Raw genomic sequence first — 23,695 nt, forward strand, 5'->3', positions numbered from 1 at the left:
CACCAGATCTGACCCGCCGCCTTCACTGGAAGCACGCCGCACCGGGTCTGTCCCGTCGCCTTCACTGGGGCGCGCCGCGGTGCTGTCGCCGCGTCGGGTCTCCCCAGCAGCCATGCCGTACGGCTGCCGCCGCCCCCACCCGCCACCCGCCGCCGTGCGCGGGCGCCTGTCCTTCACGCCACTCCGGTGAGGACGCGTCCCGCCATTACGCCGTCACCGAAACCACCTCCTGGGACCGCCGCGGACTCGTGGCACCGCAATACAATCCACAACTGTGTTGTATTGAAACAACCTGAGAGGAAGGTGGCCCCACGTGGCGACCGATGACGAGGACCGGCCCAGGGTGGCCGTGTGCCTGGCGGGCTCCTTGGACGGCCGTATCTGGCATCCCGCCCAGCAGGTGCTGGGCAGCCGCCGCGACCGCCTGGTCCTCGAGCGGCTGCGGTCCCAGGCCGACCTGCTGCTCTACGGCGCGGGGACCGCCCGCGCCGACCGCCGGGAGATCCGCTTCACGTATCCGGGCCTGCGGGCGGAGGTGCCCCCGATCGCCGTCGTGGCCACGCGGGCGGACTTCGACTGGCAGAACCCGTTCTGGTCCACCAAATCCCGAAAAATCCTGGTACTGCCGAAGAAGGCCGAGGTCCCACCCGGCATCGAGGTGCTCGAGGTGGACGACACCCAGGACCTGGCGGGCGTGATCGAGCGGCTCGGGTTCCGCCGGGTGCTGTGTGAGGGCGGCGGGCGGATGTTCGCGTCGCTGGCCCGCCAGGACCTGGTGGACGAGCTCTTCTACACCGTCACCCCGTGGCTGCTCGGCGGCGAGGCCACCCCCGCCGCCGCGACAGGCCTCGCGCCCCATCGCTACACCCTGGTCGAGGCGACCGTCGCCGACCAGGAGATCTTTCTCCGCTACCGAAGCCCCCACGGCCGTGCCTGGCCGATCGAGGAGGACCCCCTGTCATGACCGTGACCACTCAGCCCTACACCGACGACTTCTACGACGTGCCCGCCCAGCTGCCCGCCGTGGGCATCGCGATCGACCGGGTGGGCGTGCACGGCCAGCGCGCCAGGGTGAACGCGGCCGACGAGCTGTTCGGCGGCCCGCTCGACCTGCTGTGTGACGTGAACGCCGAGGTCAGCCTGGGTTCCGACCAGCGAGGCATCCACATGTCCCGCATCGAGCGCGCCATCGCCGGCGCCCCGGCCGGCCTGTCGCTGCCCGCCGCGGCGCTGGCCATCGCCCGCGAGGTGCGCGACGGCCAGGCGCAGGACTCGGCCCGCGTCACGCTCGCGGCCACGGTCCCGCTGTCCACCCGCACGCCGGTCACCGGCCAGCTCTCCCCCGACACGGCCGACGTCTCGGCGCTGGCCGTCGCGGGCCCCGACCCGCTGGTGGAGCTGGCCTTGTCGGCGACCAACATCACCGCCTGCCCCTGCATGCAGGGCTACGCCCTCACCGAGCTCGTCACCGAGCTCGGCCTCTCACCCGAGGACGGCCGCGCGCTGCTCGGCCGCGTCCCGATCGCCACCCACAGCCAGAAGGGCCGGGTACGGCTGGCCGTCCGCGCCCGGGTGCCGGAGCTGCTCCCCGGCTACGCCCTCCTCTACCGGACACTGGCGGAGGCCACGGCGCTGACGCAGGAGCTGCTGAAGCGCCCCGACGAGTACGAGCTGGTCAGGCGCTCCCACCTGCGGCCCCAGTTCGTCGAGGACGTGGTCCGCACCGCCACGCTCACCCTGGCCCGCGCCCTGGCGGACGCCCCCGTGCACAGCGTGGAGCTCGACGTCTCGGCCGAAAGCCACGAATCCATCCACGGCCACGACATCCACGCCACCCTCCGCCTCCCCCTGTCCACGGCCCTCACCCACCTGAACCCCACCACTTAGGACGAAGCGGTATCCACGCCGGGGTCAACACGAAGCCCCAAAGACGGGCACCAGTCCCGAGCCGGGGTCGGCGAGACGTGGTGCGGCGGAGGTCCGGCGCCTCGTACGGCGGGCCAGGGGGACCGTGGCGCCCGGGCATGAAGCGCCGTGGCGGCGGGCGACCGTCGCCGACTCGCCAGTAGCGCCGGTCACGGGCCGCCCGCCAAAGTACGGCGGGCGGCGGGTCCCCACGGCCTGCCGTACAGGAAGGAGAATCAGCGACCGTAAGCCGCGATGACGGCCCCAGCAGGCGTGGTGTAGGACTCGGTCCCTCCTCCCCTATCGGCACAAAGGCGTAGAAGATCGGCCGCGGGCTGTGGTGAGGTGGACGGCATGACGAGCGTTGTGGTGATCGGAGCGGGTGTCAGCGGGCTGACGACGGCGATCTGCCTGGCCGAGGCCGGGGCCGAGGTGCGGGTGTGGGCCGAGCGCCCGCCGCTCGAGACGACGTCGGCGCTGGCCGGCGCGATGTGGGGACCGTCGTTCCAGCAGCCGATGGACAAGACGCTGGCCTGGACCGAGCAGTCGCTGCGCGACTTCCGCGCGCTGGCCGAGGTGCCGGGCAGCGGCGTGCGGATGGCGCCGGTGCTGACCGTCGGCGAGCTGCCCCCGGTCGAGCACCTGCCACCGCAGGCGACCATGATCCCCGACCTGCAGGCCTGTACGGCGGGCGAGCTGCCCGACGGCTACCCGGCGGGCTTCCGCGGCACGATGCCGGTGATCGACATGCCCGTCTACCTGCGCTACCTGACCGGCAGGCTGGCGGAGGCCGGCGTGGAGATCGAGATCAGGCGGGCGTCCACGCCGGCGGAGGCGGGGCCCGTCGTGGTCAACTGCGCCGGGCTGGGCTCCAGGGAGCTGGCGGGCGACGACAGCGTCCGTCCCATGCTCGGGCAGCTGGTCGCCGTGGCGAACCCGGGGCTCGACGAGGTGTTCCTCGAGCTGGCCGCCTCCGCGGAGACCACCCACTACGTGCCGCACCACGACCGCGTGCTGTGCGGCGGCATCGCGGTGGCGGACATGTGGGACACCACTCCAGACCCCGGCGTGACCGAGCGCATCCTGGAGCGCTGCGGCCGGGTCGAGCCGCTGCTGCGCGAGGCGAAGGTGCTCGATGTCTGGGTGGGCCTGCGTCCCGACCGGCCCGCCGTGAGGGTGGAGGCCGAGGGCGGCGTGGTGCACAACTACGGGCACGGCGGCAACGGCGTCAGCCTGTCGTGGGGCTGCGCGCGGGAGGCGGCGGCGCTGGCCCTGCGAGGGTGATCACATGAGATACCCACGACCGGCTCGGGTTGTCAATACCTCTCAGGTCAGATCTCGTCTGGACCTGGCGGAGACGCGGCCCGCGGATCGGGGCCGGAATCGTTGGCGTCATGCGACTCCAACGAATGCAGATCTCGGCGCTGGTCGTTCTCGCGCTCGTCGCGGTACTCGCGCTCGTACCGCTGCCGACGCTCCCTTACACCACGGGCTTCGCCCCGGACTGGGTAACCGTCGTGGCCGCCCTGGTGGGCGCGGTCTTCGTGGTGCGGCCGAACCCTGCGGGGTTGCTGCCCGCCGTGCTGCTGCTGTGGTCGGCGGGCGGCATCGTGCTCGACGTGTTTCGCGCGTTCTTCGCCGTCACAGGGATCCCCGCGGGAGAGTTCGCGCGGGTCGACTGGCCGGGGATGGCGCTGCGCGGGCTCAGCCTGGCGGGCTGCGCGCTGCTGGGAGCGCTGCTGCTGCGTCACATCCGGGTGCCGGAAGGGGCGTGGCTGGGATACAGCGCGTTCGCCCTCGGGTTCATCTATCCGATGGCCAAGCTGTACTGGTCTCTCGGCGGCACGCTGCTGCGTCCCGTGGGCTATGACGAGGGCCTGCCGTACGGTGAGCTGATCATGCTGCTCATCGGGGCGGTGGGCTCGCTGGCGCTGGTCCAGCGGTGGGGGCGGTGGCTGCCGCGGCGGCTGGTGCTGGCAGGCGGTTGGACGGGCGCCGCCATGTTGACCACTATGGGGACCATGTCCGTTTTCGGCACGCTGTCGCAGCTGGTCGGCCTCACCCGGGGGCCCGTGCCGCTGTCCGATCCCGCGGCGGTGGTGACGGTCGGGCTGGTGTACGGGAGCTGGCTGCTGTTCGGGCTGGCGGTCGGCGGGGCCACACTGGCATACCAGCGGGCGACGGCGCGGTGATGCCGCGGCGCGCGGACGTGGTGCTGGCCTTCGTCGTCGGGGTGCCGCTGTTCGCGCTGTCTGTGGTGGTGGCGGTGCTGTCGGTGCCGGGAGTCCGTGCGGGGCTGCTCGTGGGCGCCTGCCTGGTGGCGCACGCGGCCGTCGCGTACCGGCGGGACGGCTGGGCGTTCTTCGTAGTCGCCGCTGCCTTCGCCGTGCAGGTCGCCGTGACCGGGCTGTTCCTTGTGCTGCCGTCGGCTGCGCTGTTCCCGCTGGCGGTCTACTCCTGTGCCGCGTACGGCCGGCGGTACCCTCCGCTGGTCGTGGGCCTGGCGGGAGCCGGGGTGGCGGCGGCCAGGTTCGCGACCGACTCCAGCGTGGCCGCCGCGGACCTGGGGCCGAACCCGTGGCTGCTGTTCGGGCTGCTGGCCGCGGTGGCGGTCGCGGCGTGGGTGTTCGGCCTGTACCGGCGGACCCAGCTCGCCTACATCGAGCTGCTGCGGGAGCGGGCCCGCGACGCCGCCGCGCAGGCGACCGCGGCGGAGCGTGCCAGGATCGCCAGGGAGATGCACGACGTGGTCGCGCACGCGCTGGCGGTCATCGTCGCCCAGGCAAGAGGGGGCCGGTTCGCCCCGGCGCGCGCGGAGGAGATCCTGGCCACGATCGAGGACACCGGGCGCACGGCGCTCACGGACATGCGGGCCGCCGTCGGCGTGCTGCGCGCCGGCCCCGACGGGGTGGAGCCGTTGCCCGGCCTGGCCGACCTTCCGGGACTGCTGGAGCGGACCAGGAGCGCGGGGCTTCCCGTGGCGGAGATCGTGCGGGGTACGGCCCGCCCCCTCGGGCCGGGCACGGAGCTCGTCGCCTATCGGGTGGTGCAGGAGGCGCTCACCAACACGCTCAAGCACGCGGGCCCCGGTGCCGGCGGCACGGTCCTGCTGGAGTGGGCGGAGGATGCCCTGCACCTCACCGTCAGCGACGACGGCAAGGCCACGAGCGTGCCGGGAACGGGGAATGGATTGGCGGGAATGCGGGAGCGGGTGGGCGCCGTGGGCGGGGCCGTGGAGGTTCGGATGGAGGATGCGGGCGGGTTCGTCGTGGAGGCGCGCCTGCCGTACCGGACATGATGATTCGGGTCTATGTCGTCGACGATCAGGATCTGGTGCGTACCGGCACGGCGATGGTGATCGACGCGCAGGACGACATGCGCGTGGTGGGCCAGGCGCGCGACGGGGTGGAGGCGCTGGCCGAGCTGCGCACGGTGGCGGCGGACGTGGTGCTCATGGACGTGCGGATGCCGCGCATGGACGGGGTCGAGGCGATCAGGCGGCTCCTCATGGCGGGTAACGGGCCGAAGGTGATCGTTCTGACCACCTTCGACCTGGACGAGTACGCCTTCGCGGCGCTGCGGGCGGGGGCGTCGGGGTTCCTGCTCAAGGACGCCCCCGCCGACGAGCTGCTGTCCGCGGTGCGGACCGTACACCGCGGGGACGCGGTGATCGCGCCGTCCACGACGCGGCGCCTGCTCGACCACATCGCGCCGCGCCTGCCGCACGTCGCTCCGGATCCGCTGACCGAGCGTGAGCGTGAGGTGCTGCGGCACATCGCCTGGGGCGAGACGAACGCCGAGATAGCGCGATCGCTTTTTCTGTCCGAGGGGACCGTCAAGACTCATGTCGGCCGCATCCTGGGCAAGCTCGGGCTGCGTGACCGAGTCCAGGCGGTCATCTGGGCCTACGAACACGGCCTGAACGACCGCCGCAAGTGAGGGTGGGCTACGTCCTGGGACGGCGGAAGATGACGACCAGGACGCGCAGCACCAGGATGGCGGCGATGACCAGCAGGTTGTAGCCGATCAGCTGGAAGAGGGTCGTGCCCGCGGTCGTGAGGACGGGGCCGCCCTGGATGCCGAGCAGGAGTACGCCCATCAGGCCGGAGGTCGCGCCGAGCACCGTCAGCAGCACCTGGTGCACCAGTCCGGTGACGTATCCGCGGTCCCGCTCGTCGGCCAGCAGGCGGACGTTCATGGAGAAGCGGCCGTGCTCCGCCGCGCTGGCGATGCGCTCGACCCGGCGCGGCAGGCGGCGCAGCATCGGCAGCAGCGCCGCCACCTCCTGCGACATCGCCTCCTTGACCCCGCCGGCGGCCGTGAGCTGCTCGGTCAGTGCCCGCTCGCCGAACGCCCTGGCCTCGCCGATCAGGTTGAAGCCGGGCGAGAGCGTCACCAGCGTGCCCTCCAGCGTGGCCAGCGCCCGGAAGACGGCCGCGACCTCGGGCGGGATCGACAGCCCGTACTCCGAGACGATCCTGAACAGGTCGGTGAACGTCTGCACGCTGTCGGTGCCCGGCGCCAGGTGCTTGGCCATGAACTGTCCCAGGGCCCGTTCCAGCGCAGCCTCGTCGATCTCCTCGGGCCTGGGCACGACCTCGAGCAGCGCGTCCGTCACGGCGAGCGGATCCTGGCGGTTCATCGCCATCAGGAAGCGCTGCAGCGCCGAGCGGACCGAGGCGTCCAGGCGCCCGACCGAGCCGAAGTCGAGCAGTCCGAGCGTGCCGTCATGAAGCAGCAGCAGGTTGCCCGGGTGCGGGTCGGCGTGGAAGACGCCCTCGAGCAGGATCTGCCGCAGCAGGCAGTCGAGCAGGTCGCGGGCCAGGCCAGGCCCCTGCTCGCGGGAGGCGTTGGTGACCGGCGTGCCCGACAGCCGGGTCATCACCAGCACGCGTTCGGTGCACAGGGCGGCGACCGGCGAGGGGTAGGTGACGGCGCCCGCGCCCGAGGCGGAGACAGCCGCCATGTTGCCCGACTCCACCCGGAAGTCCAGCTCCTCCCTGATGGCCACCGCGAAGCCCTCGGCCAGGTCGCGCATGCCCAGCGTGCTGCCCCAGCGGGTGCGCGCCTCCAGGGTCGCCGCCAGGCGGCGCACGATGTCGAGGTCCTTGGCCACGACCCGGCCGATGCCGGGCCGCTGGACCTTGACGACGACCTCCTCGCCCGAGTGCAGCCGGGCCGTGTGCACCTGCGCGATCGAGGCGGCCGCCAGCGGCGTGCGGTCGACGGAGGCGAAGGCGTCGGCGCCCAGCTCCCGCTGCAGCACCGCCTCGATCTCCTGCCACGGCACGGGCGCCACCTGGTCCTGCAGCTTGCCGAGTTCCTCCACGAACTCCTGCGGCAGCAGGTCGCGCCGGGTGGACAGCACCTGGCCGAGCTTGACGAAGGTCACGCCGCCGTCGTCCAGCGCCTCACGCAGGGATGCGGCCAGCCGTACCTTGCCTGAGCGGTCGTCGACCCGGTCGCCGCGGCCGCGCAGGTAGGGGCCGAGGCCGTGGCGGAAGGCGATCCTGGTGATCTGCGAGTAGCGCCTGGCCCGGGAGATCCGGCCGCGCAGCGACCGAAGGAACTCCACGGGCCCGGGGATGGAGCCGGGCGGGATCAGCGCCTCGGCGATCACCAGGATGATCATCGGGATCAGCACCACGCACATGACCCCGAGCACCAGCACCCACATGGCGCCGATGCCCGGCGCCTCGGTGGTGTCCGGCTCGCCGAACAGGGAGAAGATCGGCGTCAGCACCGGCTGGGAGATCGAGAACGCCAGCAGCGCGGCCAGGAAGGTCCTGATCGCGCCGAAGCGCACTCCGAGCAGGCGCTGCGCCGCGACGGCCAGCGCGATAATCGTGAGGAGTGCGAAGAAAGAGACGATCAGACCCATGGGTCCGAATCATCCCATGCGGGCGCGGCGCTCTTCCCTTCGTGCGACGAACCGGGCGGCCGTCGTCTCGGTCTTCTCCAGGAACGCGGCCAGTTCCTCGCGGGCCTGCTCCCCCTCGGCGTCCAGGCCGGTCTTGTCGAACACCGACCACTGCCGCAGCACCGGCATGAGCACGTCGTCCAGGTGCAGGCGCAGGTCGTAGATGCCCTCGTTGGCGATGATCATGGCCTTGCGGGTGAAGCCCTCGATGGTGGAGCCCGGCATCTGGAACGTCTTGACCACGTCGGTCACCGCCCGCATGGTCTGGTTGGGCTCGAGCTCGAAGGCCGCCTTGAGCAGGTTGCGGTAGAAGAGCATGTGCAGGTTCTCGTCGGCGGCGATCCTGGCCAGCAGCCGCTCGCAGCCCTCCTCGCCGGAGGCCCGGCCGGTGTTGCGGTGGGCGATACGGGTGGCCAGCTCCTGGAAGGAGACGTAGGCCAGCTGCCCCAGCATCGTGGTGTAGTCGCTCTGGAAGCCGCCCTCCATGTGGACCATGCGGGCGCGCTCGAGGGCGACGGGGTCCACCGCGCGGGTCACGGTGAGGTAGTCGCGGATGGCCACGCCGTGCCGGTTCTCCTCCGCCGTCCAGCGGTGCACCCAGGTGCCCCACGCGCCGTCGCGGCCGAACGTGGTGGCGATCTCGTGGTGGTAGCTGGGCAGGTTGTCCTCGGTCAGCAGGTTCACGATGAGCGAGATGCGGGCGGCCTCGGGGAGCTTGGAATCGCCCTCCTCCCAGGCCTTGCCGCCGTAGGGGCCGTCGAAGTCGCGGCCCTCGCTCCAGGGGACGTACTCGTGCGGGAACCACTCCTTGGCCACCCGGTGATGGCGATCGAGCTCGCCGGCCACGACCGGCTCGAGCTCGTGCAGCAGTTCCGTCTGAGTCATCGCCATGAAGATCGTCTCCCTGTGAGGTTACGGCGCCGTAGGTTAGGGTACCCTACGGACATTATGCGACCCAGTGTCCGAGGTGTCCTACTTGATCGTGACGAGCAGCTGATCATCTTCAGGCGCCTCGTCCCCGGCCGCGAGATCTATTGGTCGATTCCCGGCGGCCACGTCGAACCCGGTGACGACTCGCTGGAGCATACTTTGCGCCGCGAGCTGCTGGAGGAGCTCGGCGCCACCGTCACCGGCGTGACCCCGCTGACCACGCTCACCTACCCCTGGGACGGCGGGGTAAAGACCCAGCACGTGTACGGCTGCCGCCTGGCCACCCTGGATCCGGCGCTGCGCCACGGCCCCGAGTTCGAGGACCCCGCGCGCGGCGTCTACGAGGTCGTCCGTATCCCGCTGCGACCGGCGGAGATCACCTCGCGCCACCTGATCCCCGAGCCGGTCGCGGCCTACCTGGCGGGCGCCATCGCGTCGTTACCGCAGCTGATCGGGGCCTAGACCGACTTGTCCTCGATCTCCCACAGATGGTCGATGACGTGCCAGGCGGTACGGCGCAGCGCGTAGGGCACCGGCCAGCCGATCTCGCCGGGCGGGCTCAGGAAGGCCCGCACGAGCTCGGCCCGCATGGCGTCGCGGTCGGCGACCGACTTGTACGGCTTGTAGCGGACGCCGAGCTTGCGGGCGTAGGCGCGCTCCGCCTCCGTGACGTGGTCGACGATCTTGTCGCGGTCGCGCCCGCCGCCCCGCGGCCCCTTGCGCAGCTCGGCCGGAGCCGCGGCGGCCACCTCGTCGAACAGTTCCCAGGCCGCGCGCAGCAGGGCGACCCCCTGCTCGGCGGCCTGCGGCGACAGCGGCTCTCGGTCGAGGTCGGGCACCGCGAAGGGGGCGCCGAAGTCGGTCATCTGGCTGCCGGGCACGCGCTCGACCACGACCGGGTCGCCGGGCTCGAAGGGCACCCCGGCGCGGGCGGCGATCAGCGCGTAGCGGGGCACGTAGTCCATGAGCGTGTCGAGCGCCGGCTCCTCGGCCTTGTCGATCCTGCACCAGCCGGGCCAGTCCACCGAGCAGGCGAACACCTTCTTGGGGCCGAGTTCCAGGTACACGCGGTTCATGGGCTCAGCCTGCCAGCCATACCTGTCAGGGAGTGTCAGATCAGGTCGATGAGATCGGCCACCGACTCCACCACCAGCGACGGCCGGTAGGGGAAGCGGTCGACCTGGTCGCGCTGGGTGACGCCCGACAGCACCAGGATCGTGTAGAGGCCGGCCTCCATGCCGGACACGATGTCGGTGTCCATCCGGTCGCCGATCATCGCGGTCGTCTCGCTGTGGCCCTCGATGGCGTTGAGCGCGGAGCGCATCATGCGCGGGTTCGGCTTACCGACGAAGTACGGCTCGACCCCGGACGCCTTGGTGATCATGGCGGCGACGGCGCCGCAGGCCGGCAGGGAGCCCTCGGTCGAGGGGCCCACCGGGTCGGGGTTGGTGGCGATGAAGCGGGCGCCGCCCTCGATGAGCCGGATGGCGCGGGTGATCTGGGTGAAGCTGTAGGTCCTGGTCTCGCCGAGCACGACGTAGTCGGGGTCGAGGTCGGTCAGTACGTAGCCGACCTCGTGCAGCGCGGTCGTCAGCCCGGCCTCTCCGATCACGTAGGCCGAGCCGCCCGGCCGCTGGTCGTCCAGGAACTGGGCGGTGGCCAGGGCGGAGGTCCAGATCGACTCGGGCGGGACCTCCAGGCCCGCCTGGCCCAGCCGCACCGACAGGTCGCGCGGGGTGTAGATCGAGTTGTTGGTCAGCACGCGGAACTTCTTGCCCGACTCGCTGAGCCGCTTGATGAACTCCTCGGCGCCGGGCACCGGCCGCCCCTCGTGTACCAGGACGCCGTCCATGTCGGACAGCCAGGAGTCGATCCGCTTACGCTCGGTCACCCGCCCATCGTAGCGAGGATCACATATCGACATTACGACCGGCACATGAAGAATGTCCTTCATGTCGTTCACTGAATCCGCGCAGGACCTGCGGGACGAGCTCGTCCAGCTGCGCCACTCGCTGCACACCACACCGGAACTCGGGCTGCAGCTCCCGCTGACCCAGGAGAAGGTGCTCGCGGCGCTCGACGGGCTCCCGCTGGAGATCACCACGGGCACGGCGCTGAGCTCGGTCACGGCGGTGCTCCGGGGCGGTGGGAAGGGGCCCGCCGTACTCCTGCGTGGCGACATGGACGCGCTGCCGGTCACCGAACGTAACGACCTGTCCTTCATCTCCCGGCACGAGGGGCGGATGCACGCCTGCGGGCACGACCTGCACACCGCGATGCTGGTCGGCGCGGCCAAGCTGCTCAGCGCGCGGCGCGCGGAGCTGGCCGGGGACGTGGTGTTCATGTTCCAGCCGGGCGAGGAGGGCCACGAGGGCGCCAGGCACATGATCGAGGAGGGCGTGCTCGACGCCGCCGGCGAGCGGGTCGTCGCGGCGTACGGCATGCACGTGGTGTCCTCGATGCTGCCGCCGAGCCTGTTCGCCACCCGGCCGGGGCCGGTCATGGCGGCGGCCGACGTGTTCGAGGTCACGGTGAAGGGACGCGGCGGCCACGGTTCGAGCCCGCACCGGGCGCTGGACCCGATCCAGGCGGGCTGCGAGATGGTGGGCGCGCTGCAGACGATGGTGACCAGGACGTTCGACGCGTTCGACCCGGTCGTGGTGACGGTCGGCAGCTTCCACGGCGGCACCGCCGACAACGTCATCCCCGACGAGGCCCGCTTCGAGGCGACCGTGCGCACCTTCTCCAAGGAGAACCGGGCCCTGGTCAAGCGGCGCCTGGTGGAGGTCGTGGAGGGCATCGCGGCCGCGCACGGGCTGGGCGTGGAGGCCTCGTTCGGCATGGGCTACCCGGTGACGGTGAACGACGCAGGGGAGGCCGGCTTCGTGGCCAACACGGTCGGCGAGCTGTTCGGTCCCGGCCGGTTCCTCGTCACGCCGAACCCGGTGATGGGTTCGGAGGACTTCTCGTACGTGCTGGAGAACGTGCCGGGGGCCTTCCTGTTCCTGGGCGCGTGCCCGCCCGACAGGGACCCGGCGACGGCCCCCTACAACCACTCCCCCGAGGCCAGGTTCGACGACGGCGTGCTGCCCGACGGCGCCGCGCTGTACGCCGCACTGGCGGCGGGCAGGCTGGGCAGGGGCTGAGTACCCCCTACTCATGACGGTGGCCCGGCCTGCGCCGACCATCGGGGCATGGCATTCGAAGACGAGTACGCCTCTAGGCTGGCGGACGCCGGGATCAGCGTGGACCCGGCGTCGCTGCCCGAAGAGGAGACGGTGAGGCAGTCGCTCGACGCCTGCTTCACCTGGTTCTTCGCACTGGATCCCGCGCTGCGGGAGGGGTTCGACGAGGGCACGGTGGAGTTCGCACTGTGCCACGTGCTCGCCGAGCCGGACCTGAACGTCGCGCCGGCCCTGGCGGGCCTGTTCGACGCCTTCGACCAGGTCTCCGGCAAGTCGCTGTCGGAACTGCTGCAGATCGCGAACGACGCGATCCCGTCCGGGGTGGGGTGAGGACGTGGCCGTCCAGGAATTCGGCGAGTGCTACGCCATGCGCGTCGGCACCACCGTCGACGCGATCATCGACGACCTCAACCGGGCGGGCGCCGACGGCATCAAGCGCTTCCTGGCGTGGTGGCGCGGCCTCAGCGACGCCGATCGCGCGCTGGTCACGCTCCTGGCGGGGATCGCGACGAGCGTGCTGCTGAAGGTGCTGACCAAGGCCGTCTCACAGGTGCTCGGGATGTGCATCCTGGGCCTGCTGGGGGGCGCCTCGTGGGCGCTGCTGATCAAGTCAGCGGTGGACTGCGAGCCCAAGCTGGACATCTAGCTCTTGGCGAAGCGCTCCAGCGCCTCGCCGTCCAGGCGGCACGGGACCCACTCGGGCAGCTCACGGGCGCCGATGGCGCGGTAGAAGTCGCGCGAGGGCGAGTTCCAGTCCAGGACCTGCCACTCGAAGCGGCCGTAGCCGCGCTCGACCGCCATCGCCGCCAGCGCCTTCAGCAGGCCCCTGCCGAAGCCGGAGCCGCGCTGCTCGGGACGCACGAACAGGTCCTCGAGGAACAGCGTGCGCAGCCCGGTCCAGGTGGAGAACGTGACGTACCAGAGCGCGAACCCGGCCACGCGCCTGTCCTCGGCCTCGGCCAGGTGGCAGCCGGCCACCGGCTGCGGCCCGAACAGCGCCTCGGCCAGCTGCTCCTCGGTGACCCGCACCTGGTGCGCCTCGCGCTCGTAGGCGGCCAGGTCGGTGATCAGGCCACGGATCGCGGGCACATCATCGGGCATTGCGGGACGAATCATGCCTACCAGGACACCCGGCCCGCCCGTCCGGCGTCAAACTGGAGACATGATCGATCGTGTCGCCATCGACGGACGGCCCGCCGGCGCCGCCGACCTGGGCCTGGCCGTGGCGGGCCGCTGGGGCCACTTCACCGCCATGCAGGTACGGCAGAGCCGGGTACGCGGCCTGGACCTGCACCTGGCCCGGCTGGAATCCGCCAACCTGGAACTGTTCGGCGAGCCCCTGGACACCGAGCTGGTGCTGGAGTCCGTCAGGCAGGTGCTGGCGCCCGACGCCAGCGTCCGCGTCTACGTCGTGGACCGGGGCGGCCCGCACGTGGTGGCCACCGCGCAGCCGCCGCGCGCCTGGCCGGGCGGGCCGCTGACCACCACGACCTACCGCTACCAGCGCTTCGTCCCGCACATCAAGCACGCCAGCGGCTTCGCGCAGGCCTACATCGCCCGCCAGGTCCCCGGTGCCGACGAGGTGATCCTCGCCGGTCCGGACGGGCGTATCTCGGAGGGCACGATCTCCAACCTGGGCTGCTTCGACGGGGAGCGGATCGTCTGGCCGGACGCGCCGATGCTGCGCGGGATCACCATGCAGATCCTCGAGCGCAGCTCCCTGGAATGCGTCCACCGGCCGCTGACCGCCGCCGACCTGCCGGACTTCCCGGCCGTCTTCTTGACCAACTCCTGGGGCGTCGTGGCGGTGGGCAGGGTTGACGATCTCGCGCTGAAGGTGGACGAAGGAGCCATGGCACGAGTGATCGACGCGTTCGACAGCACGCCGTGGGATCCGATCTGATGCGCGCCTGGGTCGTCTCCGGCGACGGCAGGCTGCTGGAACTCCTCGAGCGCCCGGTACCGGAGCCGGATCCCGGCGAGGTGCTCATCCGGGTGGAGGCGTGCGCGGTCTGCCGCACCGACCTGCATCTGGCCGAGGGTGACCTGCCCGCCAGGAAGCCGCAGACGGCCCCCGGCCACGAGGTGGTCGGGCGGGTGGTCTCCGGCCCGCGGCAGGGCGAGCGGGTGGGCGTGGCCTGGCTCAGGTCCACCTGCGGCAGGTGCCGCTACTGCCTGCGCGGCCACGAGAACCTCTGCCCCGGCTCCACCTACACCGGCTGGGACGCCGACGGCGGGTACGCCGAGTACCTGACCGCCAGGCCCGACTACGTCTACCCGCTGCCGGAGGACGTGCCGGCCGAGCGGCTGGCGCCGCTGCTGTGCGCGGGCATCATCGGCTATCGGGCGCTGCTGCGCTGCGACCTGTCCGAGGGCGGCAGGCTGGGCATCTACGGTTTCGGGGCCTCGGCCCACCTGACCGCGCAGGCGGCCATCGCGCAGGGCGCCACCGTGCACGTGGTGACCCGCGCGGCCGCGGCCCGCAAGCTGGCCCTGGAGCTGGGTGCCGCCTCGGCCACCGCGGACGCGCCACCCGAGCCGCTGGACGCCGCGATCCTCTTCGCCCCCGTCGGCACCCTGGTGCCGCCCGCGCTGGAGGCACTGGACCGCGGAGGCACCCTGGCCGTGGCCGGGATCCACCTGACCGACATCCCGGTGCTGAACTACGAGCGGCACCTGTTCCAGGAGCGGACGCTACGCAGCGTGACCGCCAACACGCGGGCCGACGGCCGCGCCTACCTGCGCCAGGCGATCGCCCATCCGCCCGAGGTGACCACGACGCCCTACCCGTTCGAAGCCGCCGACCGCGCCCTGGCCGACCTGGCCGCCGACCGCGTCCGCGGCGCCGCCGTACTGCTGCTGTCGTGACATGCCGGGACGTCTATGAAGGAAAGTTACATTCACCTCACAACATCTGGAGATTATTGACGCACTTGTTGCGTGACCATAGGGTCCGGGTCATCCCCAGGAACTAAACCCCCGGAGCCGTACAAGATGAAGCGACTAGCAGCGGTAGTGGCGTTGCTGGGCATGGCCACCGCAACGGCGGCGTGCAGCGGTGGATCCACCGGCAAGTCCCCCTCTGGCGGCGGTGGCGGGCTCTTCACCGCGATCGACGTGAACCGGCCTGGCATCGACGCCAGCGCCCCGGCGAACCCGTACAACCCCAAGGGCAACTCGTTCTTCGGTTACAACGGCTGGAAACTCGCCTGGTACAAGAACGACCTGGTCAACCCGAACGTGTTCTACCCGGGTGCGGCGGCCAGCTGGGACATCGCTCCGGACAACTCCTCGGTCACGATCCACCTGCAGCCGGGCGGCAAGTGGTCCGACGGCAAGCCGGTCACCGCCGAGGACGTCAAGATGTCCATCGGCATCGCCTACACCCAGGGCAGCACCGCCTTCTCGATCACGCCGGGCGCCGCCGGCGCGGCGGCCGACGTGCAGGTCGTGGACGACCACACGGTCAAGGTCACCCAGGACATGAAGAACCCGAGCGTGAAGTTCGCCCGGGGCGTGCTCGACATCTGGGTCCTGCCGCAGCACGTGTGGGGCAGCCAGCTGCCCGCCGACTTCTGGGACAAGCTCACGGCCGCCCGCGGCACCGGCGCCGACGCCGACAAGGCGCGCGAGGAGATCCAGGGCCTGGCCGAGAAGATCATCGCCTTCAACCCCGGCAAGGACGTCACCGCCGGCCCGTTCGTGCTGGAGCGGGTCAACCCCGGCGAGGCGCTGCTGGTCAAGAACAAGAGCTTCTACAACGCCGCGAACGTGGCGCCCGACCAGGTCAAGATGCTCAACTATTCGGGCAACGAGCAGATCTGGAACTACCTGATCGCCGGCAAGCTCGACCACGTGGGCTTCACCGCCGCGCCCGCCGACGTGATGAACCGGATCAAGCAGGCGCCCGGCAGCCAGCTCATCAAGGGCTTCTCCCCCGTGTCGGTCGGCTTGGCCTTCAACCAGTCCAAGAAGCCCTACGACAACGTGCACGTACGGCGCGGCCTGGCCTACCTGATCGACCGCGACCAGGTCACCAAGGTGGCCTCGCCCGAGGGCGGCACCCCGGCCGCCACCACCTCCGGCATCCACCAGAAGCCGGCCCAGGCCTGGCTGGACGGCGAGCTGTCCAAGCTGAACCCCTACCAGCACGACCAGGCCAAGGCCGAGGAGGAGTTCAAGGCCGCCGGCCTGCAGAAGAAGGACGGCAAGTGGGCGCTGGCCGACGGCACGCCGTGGAAGTTCTCGATGACCGCGCCCAACGGCTTCTCCGACTGGATCTCCGCCGAGGACAACATCAAGAGCCAGCTGATCGCGGCCGGCGTCGACGCCGAGGTCAAGACGGTCGCCGACTACCCGCTCTACCTGCAGGAGATCGCGGCGGGCAAGTACGACGCCGGCTTCTGGCTGATCGCCCTGGGCCCCGCGCCGTATGACATCTTCGCCCGCCTCTTCGGCGCCTCCAACGGCTGGACCAACGTGGCAGGCAAGATCGAGCACAGCCCGCCGGGCAAGGGCGGCAACTGGATGGGCGGCCAGGAGACGGTCGACGTCGACGGAGTCGGCAAGGTCAACCCCGGTGAGCTCACCGGCAAGCTGAACAACGTCACCGCCGAGCAGGCCAAGCCGATCATGCTTCAGCTGGCCAAGGCCGCCAACCAGGACCTGCCGGTCATCCAGCTCTGGGACTACGTCAACACCCAGTTCACCAACACCAGCCGCTTCATCGGATGGCCCGAGCAGGACAGCGACCTCCTCCGCACCCCTGCGGGCGTCTGGATCGCGCTCGGGATGATCAAGAAGAAGCAGTAGTTCATGACGGTTCTCATCAGGCGACTCGCGGGCCATCTGGCCCGCGGGGTCGTCATGATCCTCGTAGTGGCGACGATCAGCTTCTTCATCGTCAGGAACATCCCCGGTGACCCGATCGCCGCCCACTTCCAGAAGCTGGTCGAGCAGGGCATGTCGCCGGAGGCGGCCAAGCAGGCCACCGCCGTGATGTACGGGTTCCTGCCCGACGGGAGCATCTGGCAGCAGTACCGCGACTTCATCTCCGGCCTGTTCAGGCTGGATCTCGGCGTGTCGGTCACCCACCCCGGCCAGCCGGTCACCGCGGTGCTGGCCGAGGCCACCAAGTGGACCGTTCTACCGGTGCTGGCGGGAACGCTGCTGAGCTTCCTGGTCGGCATCATCATGGGCGTCTACGCCGCGATCAAGCGCACCGGCAAGCTGGGCGACGCGCTGTCCATCTCCGGCTCGCTGCTGCACGGCGTCCCGCAGTACGTCATCGCGCTGGTGCTGAGCGCCGTCTTCGCCACGCTGATCCCGATCCTGCCCGCCGACGGCCCGGTCGACATCCTCTACGAGCCCGGGTTCAACGCCGGATACATCGGCTCGCTGGCCCAGCACGCCGTCCTGCCGGTCTGCACCTATGCGCTGGCGGCCTACGGCGGCTGGATCCTGGCCATGAAGTCCAGCGTCGTCACCGTGCTCGGCGACGACTTCATCCTGGCCGCCGAGCTGCGCGGGATGAAGCGGTCGATCATCTTCCGCTACGTGGCGCGCAACGCGATCCTGCCGCTGTTCACGATCCTGGCGCTGTCGCTCGGGCTGCTGCTGGGCGGCGCGGTGTTCATCGAGCGGATCTTCAACTACCCGGGGCTGGGACAGCTGCTCCTCGAGAGCATGAGCAACCGCGACTACGCCCTGATGGGCGGCGCGTTCCTGCTGATCACGGTGGCCATCATCGTGGCCAACATCGTGGCCGACCTGTTCTACTCCGTCATCGACCCGCGGGTCCGCTCCAGCGAGGAGGTGACCTCATGAGCGTTCTCCTGGAGAGCTCGACGACGACCTCGACGCTGCGGCGCAACTTCTGGGCCGGCGTCTGGCGGGTGATGAGGCGCAAGCCCAGCCGCATGGTGGGCGTGGTCATCCTGATCGGCTTCGTGTTCATGGGCGTGTTCGGGCCGATGTTCTACCCCGACCACCTGCCGGGAAATCCCGACCAGATCACCAGGCCGCCCAGCGCCGAGCACTGGCTCGGCACCGACGACCAGGGCAGGGACGTCATCGCCCTGGTCATCACCGGCTCCCGCTACGTGCTGACCGCCGCGCTGGTGACCGCGCTCATCACGGTCGTGCTCGGCACCGCGATCGGGCTGTTCTCCGGCTTCAAGCGCGGCCGGTGGGACAGCGTGCTCATGCGGCTGACCGACATGAAGCTCACCATCCCCGGCCTGCCGCTGCTGCTGGTGCTGTCCACGGTGTGGAAGTTCGGCAACGCCGTCACCATGGGACTGCTGCTCGGACTGCTCAGCTGGGGCGGCGTGGCGCGAGCCGTACGGTCGCAGACGCTGTCGCTGCGCGAGCGCGGCTTCATCGAGGCGGCGCGCGGGCTGGGCCTGTCGACCGGCCACATCGTGGGCAAGGAGCTGCTGCCGAGCATGGCGCCCTACATCGCGATGAACATGCTCATCGCGGTCACCGGCGGCGTCTACTCCCAGGTCGGCCTGTTCTTCCTGGGCGTGCTGCCCTACGAGTCGAACAACTGGGGCCAGATGCTCAACACCGCGGTCTTCCGCTCAGGCGCGCTGACCACCCCGCAGGGGCTGGGCTTCCTGCTCGGGCCGCTGCTGGCGATCCTGCTGCTGACGCTCGGGATCGTGCTCGTGGTCGACGCCATGGACGAGATCTTCAACCCCCGGCTGCGTGAGGAGTAGCCGTGACCGAGCGTAGCGAGGGCACCATCAAAAGCAGCACACTTGGCCGTGAGAACGCCGAAGGCGGTCTCACGGCACAGCAAGCACCGGGAGTGCGGATCAGTGGCCTGACGGTCACCTACAACGACCTGCCCGCCGTCCGCGACGTCAGCCTGACGCTGGAGCCCGGCTCGATCACCGGCATCGTCGGCGAGTCGGGCTCCGGCAAGTCCACGCTGGCGCTGTCGCTGCTGAACGCCGTGCAGCCGCCCGGCAAGATCGCGGCGGGCAGCGTAGAGATCGACGGGCTCGGCAATGTGGTCGAGTTCCAGGGCGAGCAGCTGCGCAAGGCCAGAGGCGCCAAGATCGGCTACGTCTTCCAGGCGGCGCAGAACTCCCTCAACCCGCTCAAGACGGTCGGCAAGCAGCTACTCGATCTGGGCCGCTCGCACAGCGTGGAGGACCTGCGCGGCCTGGTCAGGGAGGCCAAGGAGCTGCTGGCCAGGATGGGCCTGGACGGCGCCCGCGTCCTGGACTCCCACCAGCACGAGCTGTCGGGCGGCATGCGCCAGCGCGTGGGCATCATGCTGGCGCTCGTCCTCAACGCCCACCTGGTCGTGCTGGACGAGCCGACGACCGCGCTCGACATGATCACGCAGGCCAACATCCTGAAGATCGTCCGCGAGGTGCACGCCGAGCGCGGCCTGACCACGCTCGTCATCACTCACGACATCGGCGTCGTCGCCGAGGTCGCCGACAGGCTCGCGGTCATGTACGGCGGGCGGCTGGTGGAGCAGGGACCCACCCGCGACGTGCTGGCCAAGCCCAGCCACCCCTACACCACGGGCCTGATCCGCGCCATCCCGCGCCTGGTCGGCGACCTGGACGAGGCCAGGGCGCTGCCCGGCAGGCCGCCCACGCTGGCCACGGTGCCCAAGCAGGGCTGTGTGTTCAGGGAGCGCTGCGCGCTGCGGATGGACGTGTGCGACACCGTCGACCCCGAGGCCGTGGCGCACGGGTCGCGGATCGTGGCCTGCCACGCCGTCGACTGGGCCGCGACCATGAAGGAGCACGCGTGATCACCGGCGAAGGCATCGTCAAGACGTTCAAGCAGCGCGGCAAGGTGCTCGGCGCCCGCGAGGTGCGGGCACTGCGCGGCGTCGACTTCGCCATCCCCAAGGGCGGCGCCGCCTCGTTCATCGGCGAGTCCGGCTGCGGCAAGACCACGCTCGGCCGGATCATCGCCGGGCTGGAGACCTACGACGGCGGCGAGATCACCATCGACGGCACCGCGATGTCGCCGCTGAAGCTCAAGCGGCGCCAGCCGCACTTCCGCAAGATCCAGCTGATCCACCAGGACCCGTACTCGGCGCTGAACCCGACGCGGACCATCCACCAGACGCTGCACGCGCCGCTGAAGCTGCGCGCCCGGCAGACCGGGCGGGACGCCCGCTGGATGGACGAGCGGGCCGCCGAGGTGCTGTCGCTGGTCGGGCTGGACCCCGGCACGGTGCTGTCGCGCTACCCGCACCAGCTGTCGGGCGGCATGCGTCAGCGCGTGGTCATCGCCCGCGCGCTGACGGTCGACCCGGAGATGCTCGTGGCCGACGAGGCGGTCTCCATGATCGACGTCTCGCTGCGGCTCGGCATCCTGGCGCTGCTGAAGGATCTGCGGGAGCGGCTCGGCGTGAGCGTGCTGTTCATCACCCACGACGTGGCCACCGCCCGCTACATCGGCGACGACGGCGAGCTGTACGTCATCTACCGCGGCCAGGTCGTCGAGCGCGGCCCCGTCGACACGGTGATCGCCGACCCGGTGCACCCCTACACGCAGTCGCTGCTGTCGGCCATCCCGGTGCTGCACGGGCTGGAGCGGCCGGGTTCGCAGCTGGTCACGCCGGTCGAGGCGCTGGACGCCGACCAGGAGCCGGCCGGGTGCCTGTTCGCCCGCCGCTGCCCCTTCGGCACCGACCGGTGCTCGTCGGAGGAGCCGCTCCTGCGGATCACCGACGGGTACCCGCAGCAGCACGCCTGCTTCTACCCCGAGCGCCGCGACGTGATCGCCCGTCCGATGAGCGAGGTGTGAGGCCGTTGACCGGTATCGGGGAGGCGGATCTCGCGTCCGCCGCCGAGATCGCGGGCGCGGCGCTCGGCTTCGACGCCGACTCGGCCGCCGCCCTGCCCCGGCGGCTGGCCGCCCCGCCGGAAGGGCGGCGCTGGACCTCGGTCGTCACCGGCGCGGGCGTGGTGTTCGCGTCGGTCTCCGGCCGCGATCCCGGGGTCGGGTACCTCGATCTGCTCGCCGTACATCCTGATCAGCAGGGCAAGGGGCACGGGCGGGAGCTGGTGCGCGCGGCCGAGGAGTGGCTGCGCGCGCAGCAGGTCACCGAGGTGCGCCTGGCCGGCAATCCGCCGTGCTACGCGTGGCCGGGGATCGACGTGCGCTACACCGCCGCCGCCTGCCTGGCCGAGAGCCTGGGCTACGAGCGCTACCACGTCGCCTGGAACATGACCGCCGACCTGAGCGCGGACCTGTCCGTCGAGGAGGACCTGGTACGGCTGGCCGGGCAGGGCGTGACGGTGGGCAGCGGGGAACGCGAGCGCGTGGCCGCGTTCGCCCGCGAGCACTGGAACGACAACTGGGCCTGGGAGGCCGCCAACGCGGCCGGGCTGCACCACGCCGAGCGGGACGGGAAGATCCTGGCGTTCGCCGCGTGGGGGGCGCGCCCCGCGTGGTTCGGGCCGATGGGCACCGCGCCCGAGGCCCGCGGGCTGGGCCTGGGCGGCGTGCTGCTCAGGCGGTGCCTGGCCGAGCAGCGCGCCGCCGGGCAGGCCCACGCCGAGATCGGCTGGGTGGGGCCGCTGCGGTTCTACTCGCGCGCCGTGGGCGCGCGAGCCGAACGCGTCTTCTGGCTCTACCGGCGCGAACTGGCGTGATGTCAGTAGAGGAGCAGTCCATCGGGGTGGGAGGGCGGCGGGCACAGGTCCCGTGGGTCCTTCCCGGCGTCCAGGCTTCTTCTGAGGCTGTCGGAGCCCCACAGGTGGTCCATGAACAGGTCGGGACCCCACCACGCGAAATCGGGGTAGAGGGTGCGGGCGACATGCAGCATGGACAGCCCGGTGAACACCGGCCTGAAGGCGGACCCGTCCGTCACGTGCAGCTGCACCCCCCTGACCGGCACAGCGGCGTGCTTGTGGAAGGTGGGCGTGAACCACGTCTCCCTGAAGCGCACCCCGGGCAGGCCCAGCTCGTTGAGCGCGGGCGCGAACCGCTGGTCCACGTACGGCGCGCCGATCAGCTCGAACGGCCGGGTGGTGCCGCGGCCCTCGGAGAAGTTCGTCCCCTCGAACAGCCCGGTGCCCGGGTAGACCAGGGCGGTGTCGACGGTCGGCATGTTGACCGACGGCATGACCCAGGGCAGCCCGGTGTCCGCGTACGTCATGTGCCGCTGCCACCCGCGCATCTCGATCACCTCGGCGCCCAGCCCGAAGGCCAGCGCCAGCTCGCCCACGGTCCTGCCGTGCCGGACGGGCAGCGGGAAGCGGCCGACGAAGCTGGCGAAGGCGGGATCCAGCAGCGGGCCCTCGGCCACCTCACCTCCCAGCGGGTTGGGCCGGTCGAGCACGACGAAGCGGACGCCGAGCCGGGAGGCCGAGGCCATCAGGTCGTACATGGTCCACACGTAGGTGTAGAAGCGGGCGCCCACGTCGGCGATGTCGAACACCAGGGTGTCCACGCCGGAGGCGGCCACCACCTCGTCCAGGGCCGCGCCCTCGACCTTGTGGGTGTCGTAGACGGGCAGCCCGGTCGCGGGGTCGGCGCCGTCCGGCTCGCTGCCGGCGGCCTGGGCGGTGCCCCGCATCCCGTGCTCGGGCCCGAACAGCGCCGTCAGCGGCGCGCCGGCCGCCATCAGGGCCCGCGTGGTGGGCGTCAGGTCGGGCAGCACGCCCGTGGGGTTGGTGATCAGTCCAAGGCGGCGGCCACCGGCCAGTCCGGGATCCGCGGCCAGCCGTTCGGCTCCGGTTCTCACATATGACACTCGGGTATTGTCTGAAAGATATTTACAAAAGTGAAGCAGAGGGTGGAAATTAGCGTCATGATTGATCCGCTACGCGAGCCGTCCACCGAGCAGAGCGACCCGCGCTACAGCCAGATCGACCGGCTGCCGACCGACCAGATCGCCCGCTTGATGAACCAGGCCGACGCCGCGGTGCCCGCCGCGGTCGCCGTGGTCATCCCGGCCATCTCCGCGGCCATCGACGCGATCGTCGCGCGCATGGCCTCGGGCGGGCGCCTGCTCTACGTCGGCGCCGGCACGTCGGGACGGCTCGCGGTGCTCGACGCCTCGGAGTGCCCGCCCACGTTCGGCACCGACCCGTCGCTGGTGCAGGGCATCATCGCGGGCGGGCTGGACGCGCTGACCCGCTCGGTCGAGGGCGCGGAGGACGACTCCGAGGCGGGCGCGGCGGCCATCGCCGACGTGGCGGTCGGCCCGCTCGACAGCGTGGTGGGCATTTCGGCCAGCGGACGCGCCCCTTTCGTGCTGGGCGCGCTCGCCGAGGCGGCCCGGCGTGACGCGCTGACCGTTGGCCTGTCGTGCAACGAGGAGGCGCCGCTGTCGGCCGCCGCCGAGCACGGCATCGAGGTCGTGGTGGGACCCGAGGTGGTGACCGGCTCGACCAGGCTGAAAGCGGGCACCGCGCAGAAGCTGGTGCTCAACATGATCTCGACCGTCTCCATGATCAAACTTGGCCGGACCTATGGCAACAAGATGATCGAGATGTCGGCCATGAACTCCAAGCTGGCCGAGAGGGCCGTGCGCATGGTCGCCGACATCACCGGCACCGGCGCCGAGACGGCCCGCAAGGCGCTGGACGAGGCGGACGGGCAGGCGAAGGTGGCGGTGGTGATGATCGAGCACGGGGTGGCCGCGGACGCGGCACGTGCCCTGCTCGAGTCGCACGGCGAACGGCTCGGCGAAACCCTGGAGCAGGTGCAGGGTGGCTGACCGGCCTCACCAAGCTTCCCCGGCTGACCGGCCTCACCAGGCTTC

Annotated in this window: 25 protein-coding genes; 19 read left to right on the forward strand and 6 right to left on the reverse strand. The window is 71.0% G+C overall.

Annotated features, from left to right (window positions below):
- The first annotated feature begins 313 nt into the window (after positions 1 to 313).
- From ACIBHX_RS19025 to ACIBHX_RS19050, 6 genes are all read left to right on the forward strand, one after another.
- Entirely contained in the window at positions 314 to 964 is a 651-nt protein-coding gene (locus tag ACIBHX_RS19025; RefSeq protein WP_397068425.1) for a RibD family protein, read from the forward strand.
- Positions 961 to 1,887: a GTP cyclohydrolase, FolE2/MptA family gene (locus tag ACIBHX_RS19030; protein ID WP_397068426.1), complete on the forward strand. Its 927-nt coding sequence runs from the start codon at positions 961 to 963 to the stop codon at positions 1,885 to 1,887. The genes ACIBHX_RS19025 and ACIBHX_RS19030 overlap by 4 nt, the downstream gene beginning before the upstream one ends.
- A gap of 372 nt (positions 1,888 to 2,259) precedes the next feature.
- A complete protein-coding gene (locus ACIBHX_RS19035; protein WP_397068427.1) occupies positions 2,260 to 3,189 on the forward strand; it encodes an FAD-dependent oxidoreductase in 930 nt (309 codons plus the stop codon).
- Between the two features lie 110 nt (positions 3,190 to 3,299).
- Positions 3,300 to 4,097 carry a hypothetical protein gene (locus ACIBHX_RS19040; RefSeq protein WP_397068428.1) on the forward strand — a complete coding sequence of 266 codons (798 nt, stop codon included), beginning with the start codon at positions 3,300 to 3,302 and terminating at the stop codon, positions 4,095 to 4,097.
- On the forward strand, positions 4,097 to 5,203 hold the full coding sequence (locus tag ACIBHX_RS19045; protein ID WP_397068429.1) for a sensor histidine kinase: 1,107 nt from the start codon (positions 4,097 to 4,099) through the stop codon (positions 5,201 to 5,203). Before ACIBHX_RS19040 ends, ACIBHX_RS19045 begins: the two co-directional genes overlap by 1 nt.
- On the forward strand, positions 5,203 to 5,844 hold the full coding sequence (locus ACIBHX_RS19050; RefSeq protein ID WP_397068771.1) for a response regulator: 642 nt from the start codon (positions 5,203 to 5,205) through the stop codon (positions 5,842 to 5,844). Before ACIBHX_RS19045 ends, ACIBHX_RS19050 begins: the two co-directional genes overlap by 1 nt.
- A 7-nt stretch (positions 5,845 to 5,851) precedes the next feature.
- On the opposite strand, the gene ACIBHX_RS19055 is transcribed toward ACIBHX_RS19050, so the two are convergent.
- Together ACIBHX_RS19055 and ACIBHX_RS19060 are read right to left on the reverse strand one after the other, a co-directional pair.
- Positions 5,852 to 7,786 (reverse strand): ABC1 kinase family protein, encoded by a 1,935-nt coding sequence (locus ACIBHX_RS19055; RefSeq protein WP_397068430.1) that lies wholly within the window; start codon positions 7,784 to 7,786, stop codon positions 5,852 to 5,854.
- A 9-nt stretch (positions 7,787 to 7,795) separates the two neighbouring features.
- Entirely contained in the window at positions 7,796 to 8,716 is a 921-nt protein-coding gene (locus tag ACIBHX_RS19060) for an acyl-ACP desaturase (protein WP_397068431.1), read from the reverse strand.
- 57 nt (positions 8,717 to 8,773) lie between these two features.
- Here ACIBHX_RS19060 and ACIBHX_RS19065 point away from each other — a divergent pair, with 57 nt between their 5' ends.
- Entirely contained in the window at positions 8,774 to 9,217 is a 444-nt protein-coding gene (locus ACIBHX_RS19065; RefSeq protein ID WP_397068432.1) for an NUDIX domain-containing protein, read from the forward strand.
- On the opposite strand, the gene ACIBHX_RS19070 is transcribed toward ACIBHX_RS19065, so the two are convergent.
- Positions 9,214 to 9,831 carry a hypothetical protein gene (locus ACIBHX_RS19070; protein WP_397068433.1) on the reverse strand — a complete coding sequence of 206 codons (618 nt, stop codon included), beginning with the start codon at positions 9,829 to 9,831 and terminating at the stop codon, positions 9,214 to 9,216. The two genes, ACIBHX_RS19065 and ACIBHX_RS19070, sit on opposite strands and share 4 nt — an antisense overlap.
- A gap of 35 nt (positions 9,832 to 9,866) precedes the next feature.
- Positions 9,867 to 10,646, reverse strand: coding sequence for an HAD-IIA family hydrolase (locus tag ACIBHX_RS19075; protein WP_397068434.1), 780 nt, complete (start codon positions 10,644 to 10,646; stop codon positions 9,867 to 9,869).
- Between the two features lie 61 nt (positions 10,647 to 10,707).
- Between ACIBHX_RS19075 and ACIBHX_RS19080 the strand changes: the two genes are divergently transcribed.
- The 3 genes from ACIBHX_RS19080 to ACIBHX_RS19090 are packed head-to-tail and all read left to right on the forward strand — an operon-like array spanning position 10,708 to position 12,586.
- Positions 10,708 to 11,901: a M20 family metallopeptidase gene (locus ACIBHX_RS19080; protein WP_397068435.1), complete on the forward strand. Its 1,194-nt coding sequence runs from the start codon at positions 10,708 to 10,710 to the stop codon at positions 11,899 to 11,901.
- A gap of 48 nt (positions 11,902 to 11,949) precedes the next feature.
- Complete coding sequence (locus ACIBHX_RS19085) at positions 11,950 to 12,270, forward strand: hypothetical protein (RefSeq protein WP_397068436.1); 321 nt, start codon at positions 11,950 to 11,952, stop codon at positions 12,268 to 12,270.
- Between the two features lie 4 nt (positions 12,271 to 12,274).
- Complete coding sequence (locus ACIBHX_RS19090) at positions 12,275 to 12,586, forward strand: hypothetical protein (RefSeq protein WP_397068437.1); 312 nt, start codon at positions 12,275 to 12,277, stop codon at positions 12,584 to 12,586.
- Here the strand turns inward: ACIBHX_RS19090 and ACIBHX_RS19095 are convergent.
- Entirely contained in the window at positions 12,583 to 13,056 is a 474-nt protein-coding gene (locus tag ACIBHX_RS19095; protein WP_397068438.1) for a GNAT family N-acetyltransferase, read from the reverse strand. The two genes, ACIBHX_RS19090 and ACIBHX_RS19095, sit on opposite strands and share 4 nt — an antisense overlap.
- Before the next feature lie 46 nt (positions 13,057 to 13,102).
- On the opposite strand from ACIBHX_RS19095, the gene ACIBHX_RS19100 reads away from it, so the two are divergent.
- From ACIBHX_RS19100 to ACIBHX_RS19135, 8 genes are all read left to right on the forward strand, one after another.
- A complete protein-coding gene (locus ACIBHX_RS19100; protein WP_397068439.1) occupies positions 13,103 to 13,843 on the forward strand; it encodes an aminotransferase class IV in 741 nt (246 codons plus the stop codon).
- Positions 13,843 to 14,808 carry a zinc-binding alcohol dehydrogenase family protein gene (locus tag ACIBHX_RS19105; RefSeq protein WP_397068440.1) on the forward strand — a complete coding sequence of 322 codons (966 nt, stop codon included), beginning with the start codon at positions 13,843 to 13,845 and terminating at the stop codon, positions 14,806 to 14,808. Before ACIBHX_RS19100 ends, ACIBHX_RS19105 begins: the two co-directional genes overlap by 1 nt.
- A gap of 126 nt (positions 14,809 to 14,934) precedes the next feature.
- Positions 14,935 to 16,752, forward strand: coding sequence for an ABC transporter substrate-binding protein (locus ACIBHX_RS19110; protein ID WP_397068441.1), 1,818 nt, complete (start codon positions 14,935 to 14,937; stop codon positions 16,750 to 16,752).
- A 3-nt stretch (positions 16,753 to 16,755) separates the two neighbouring features.
- Positions 16,756 to 17,766, forward strand: a complete 1,011-nt coding sequence (locus ACIBHX_RS19115; RefSeq protein ID WP_397068442.1) for an ABC transporter permease — start codon at positions 16,756 to 16,758, stop codon at positions 17,764 to 17,766.
- Complete coding sequence (locus tag ACIBHX_RS19120) at positions 17,763 to 18,662, forward strand: ABC transporter permease (protein WP_397068443.1); 900 nt, start codon at positions 17,763 to 17,765, stop codon at positions 18,660 to 18,662. Before ACIBHX_RS19115 ends, ACIBHX_RS19120 begins: the two co-directional genes overlap by 4 nt.
- A 2-nt stretch (positions 18,663 to 18,664) precedes the next feature.
- Positions 18,665 to 19,720: an ABC transporter ATP-binding protein gene (locus ACIBHX_RS19125; RefSeq protein WP_397068444.1), complete on the forward strand. Its 1,056-nt coding sequence runs from the start codon at positions 18,665 to 18,667 to the stop codon at positions 19,718 to 19,720.
- The gene (locus ACIBHX_RS19130) at positions 19,717 to 20,727 is read left to right on the forward strand and encodes an ABC transporter ATP-binding protein (protein WP_397068445.1); all 1,011 of its coding nucleotides are present in this window, start codon (positions 19,717 to 19,719) and stop codon (positions 20,725 to 20,727) included. The genes ACIBHX_RS19125 and ACIBHX_RS19130 overlap by 4 nt, the downstream gene beginning before the upstream one ends.
- Positions 20,724 to 21,578 carry a GNAT family N-acetyltransferase gene (locus ACIBHX_RS19135; protein WP_397068446.1) on the forward strand — a complete coding sequence of 285 codons (855 nt, stop codon included), beginning with the start codon at positions 20,724 to 20,726 and terminating at the stop codon, positions 21,576 to 21,578. Before ACIBHX_RS19130 ends, ACIBHX_RS19135 begins: the two co-directional genes overlap by 4 nt.
- 2 nt (positions 21,579 to 21,580) lie before the next feature.
- Here the strand turns inward: ACIBHX_RS19135 and ACIBHX_RS19140 are convergent, their stop codons facing one another.
- Positions 21,581 to 22,681, reverse strand: coding sequence for an exo-beta-N-acetylmuramidase NamZ domain-containing protein (locus ACIBHX_RS19140; RefSeq protein ID WP_397068447.1), 1,101 nt, complete (start codon positions 22,679 to 22,681; stop codon positions 21,581 to 21,583).
- Between the two features lie 57 nt (positions 22,682 to 22,738).
- On the opposite strand from ACIBHX_RS19140, the gene murQ reads away from it, so the two are divergent.
- A complete protein-coding gene (gene murQ, locus ACIBHX_RS19145) occupies positions 22,739 to 23,650 on the forward strand; it encodes an N-acetylmuramic acid 6-phosphate etherase (protein ID WP_397068448.1) in 912 nt (303 codons plus the stop codon).
- Positions 23,651 to 23,695 lie beyond the last annotated feature (45 nt).

Source organism: Nonomuraea sp. NPDC050536, assembly GCF_044457685.1.
Lineage (GTDB): Bacteria > Actinomycetota > Actinomycetes > Streptosporangiales > Streptosporangiaceae > Nonomuraea.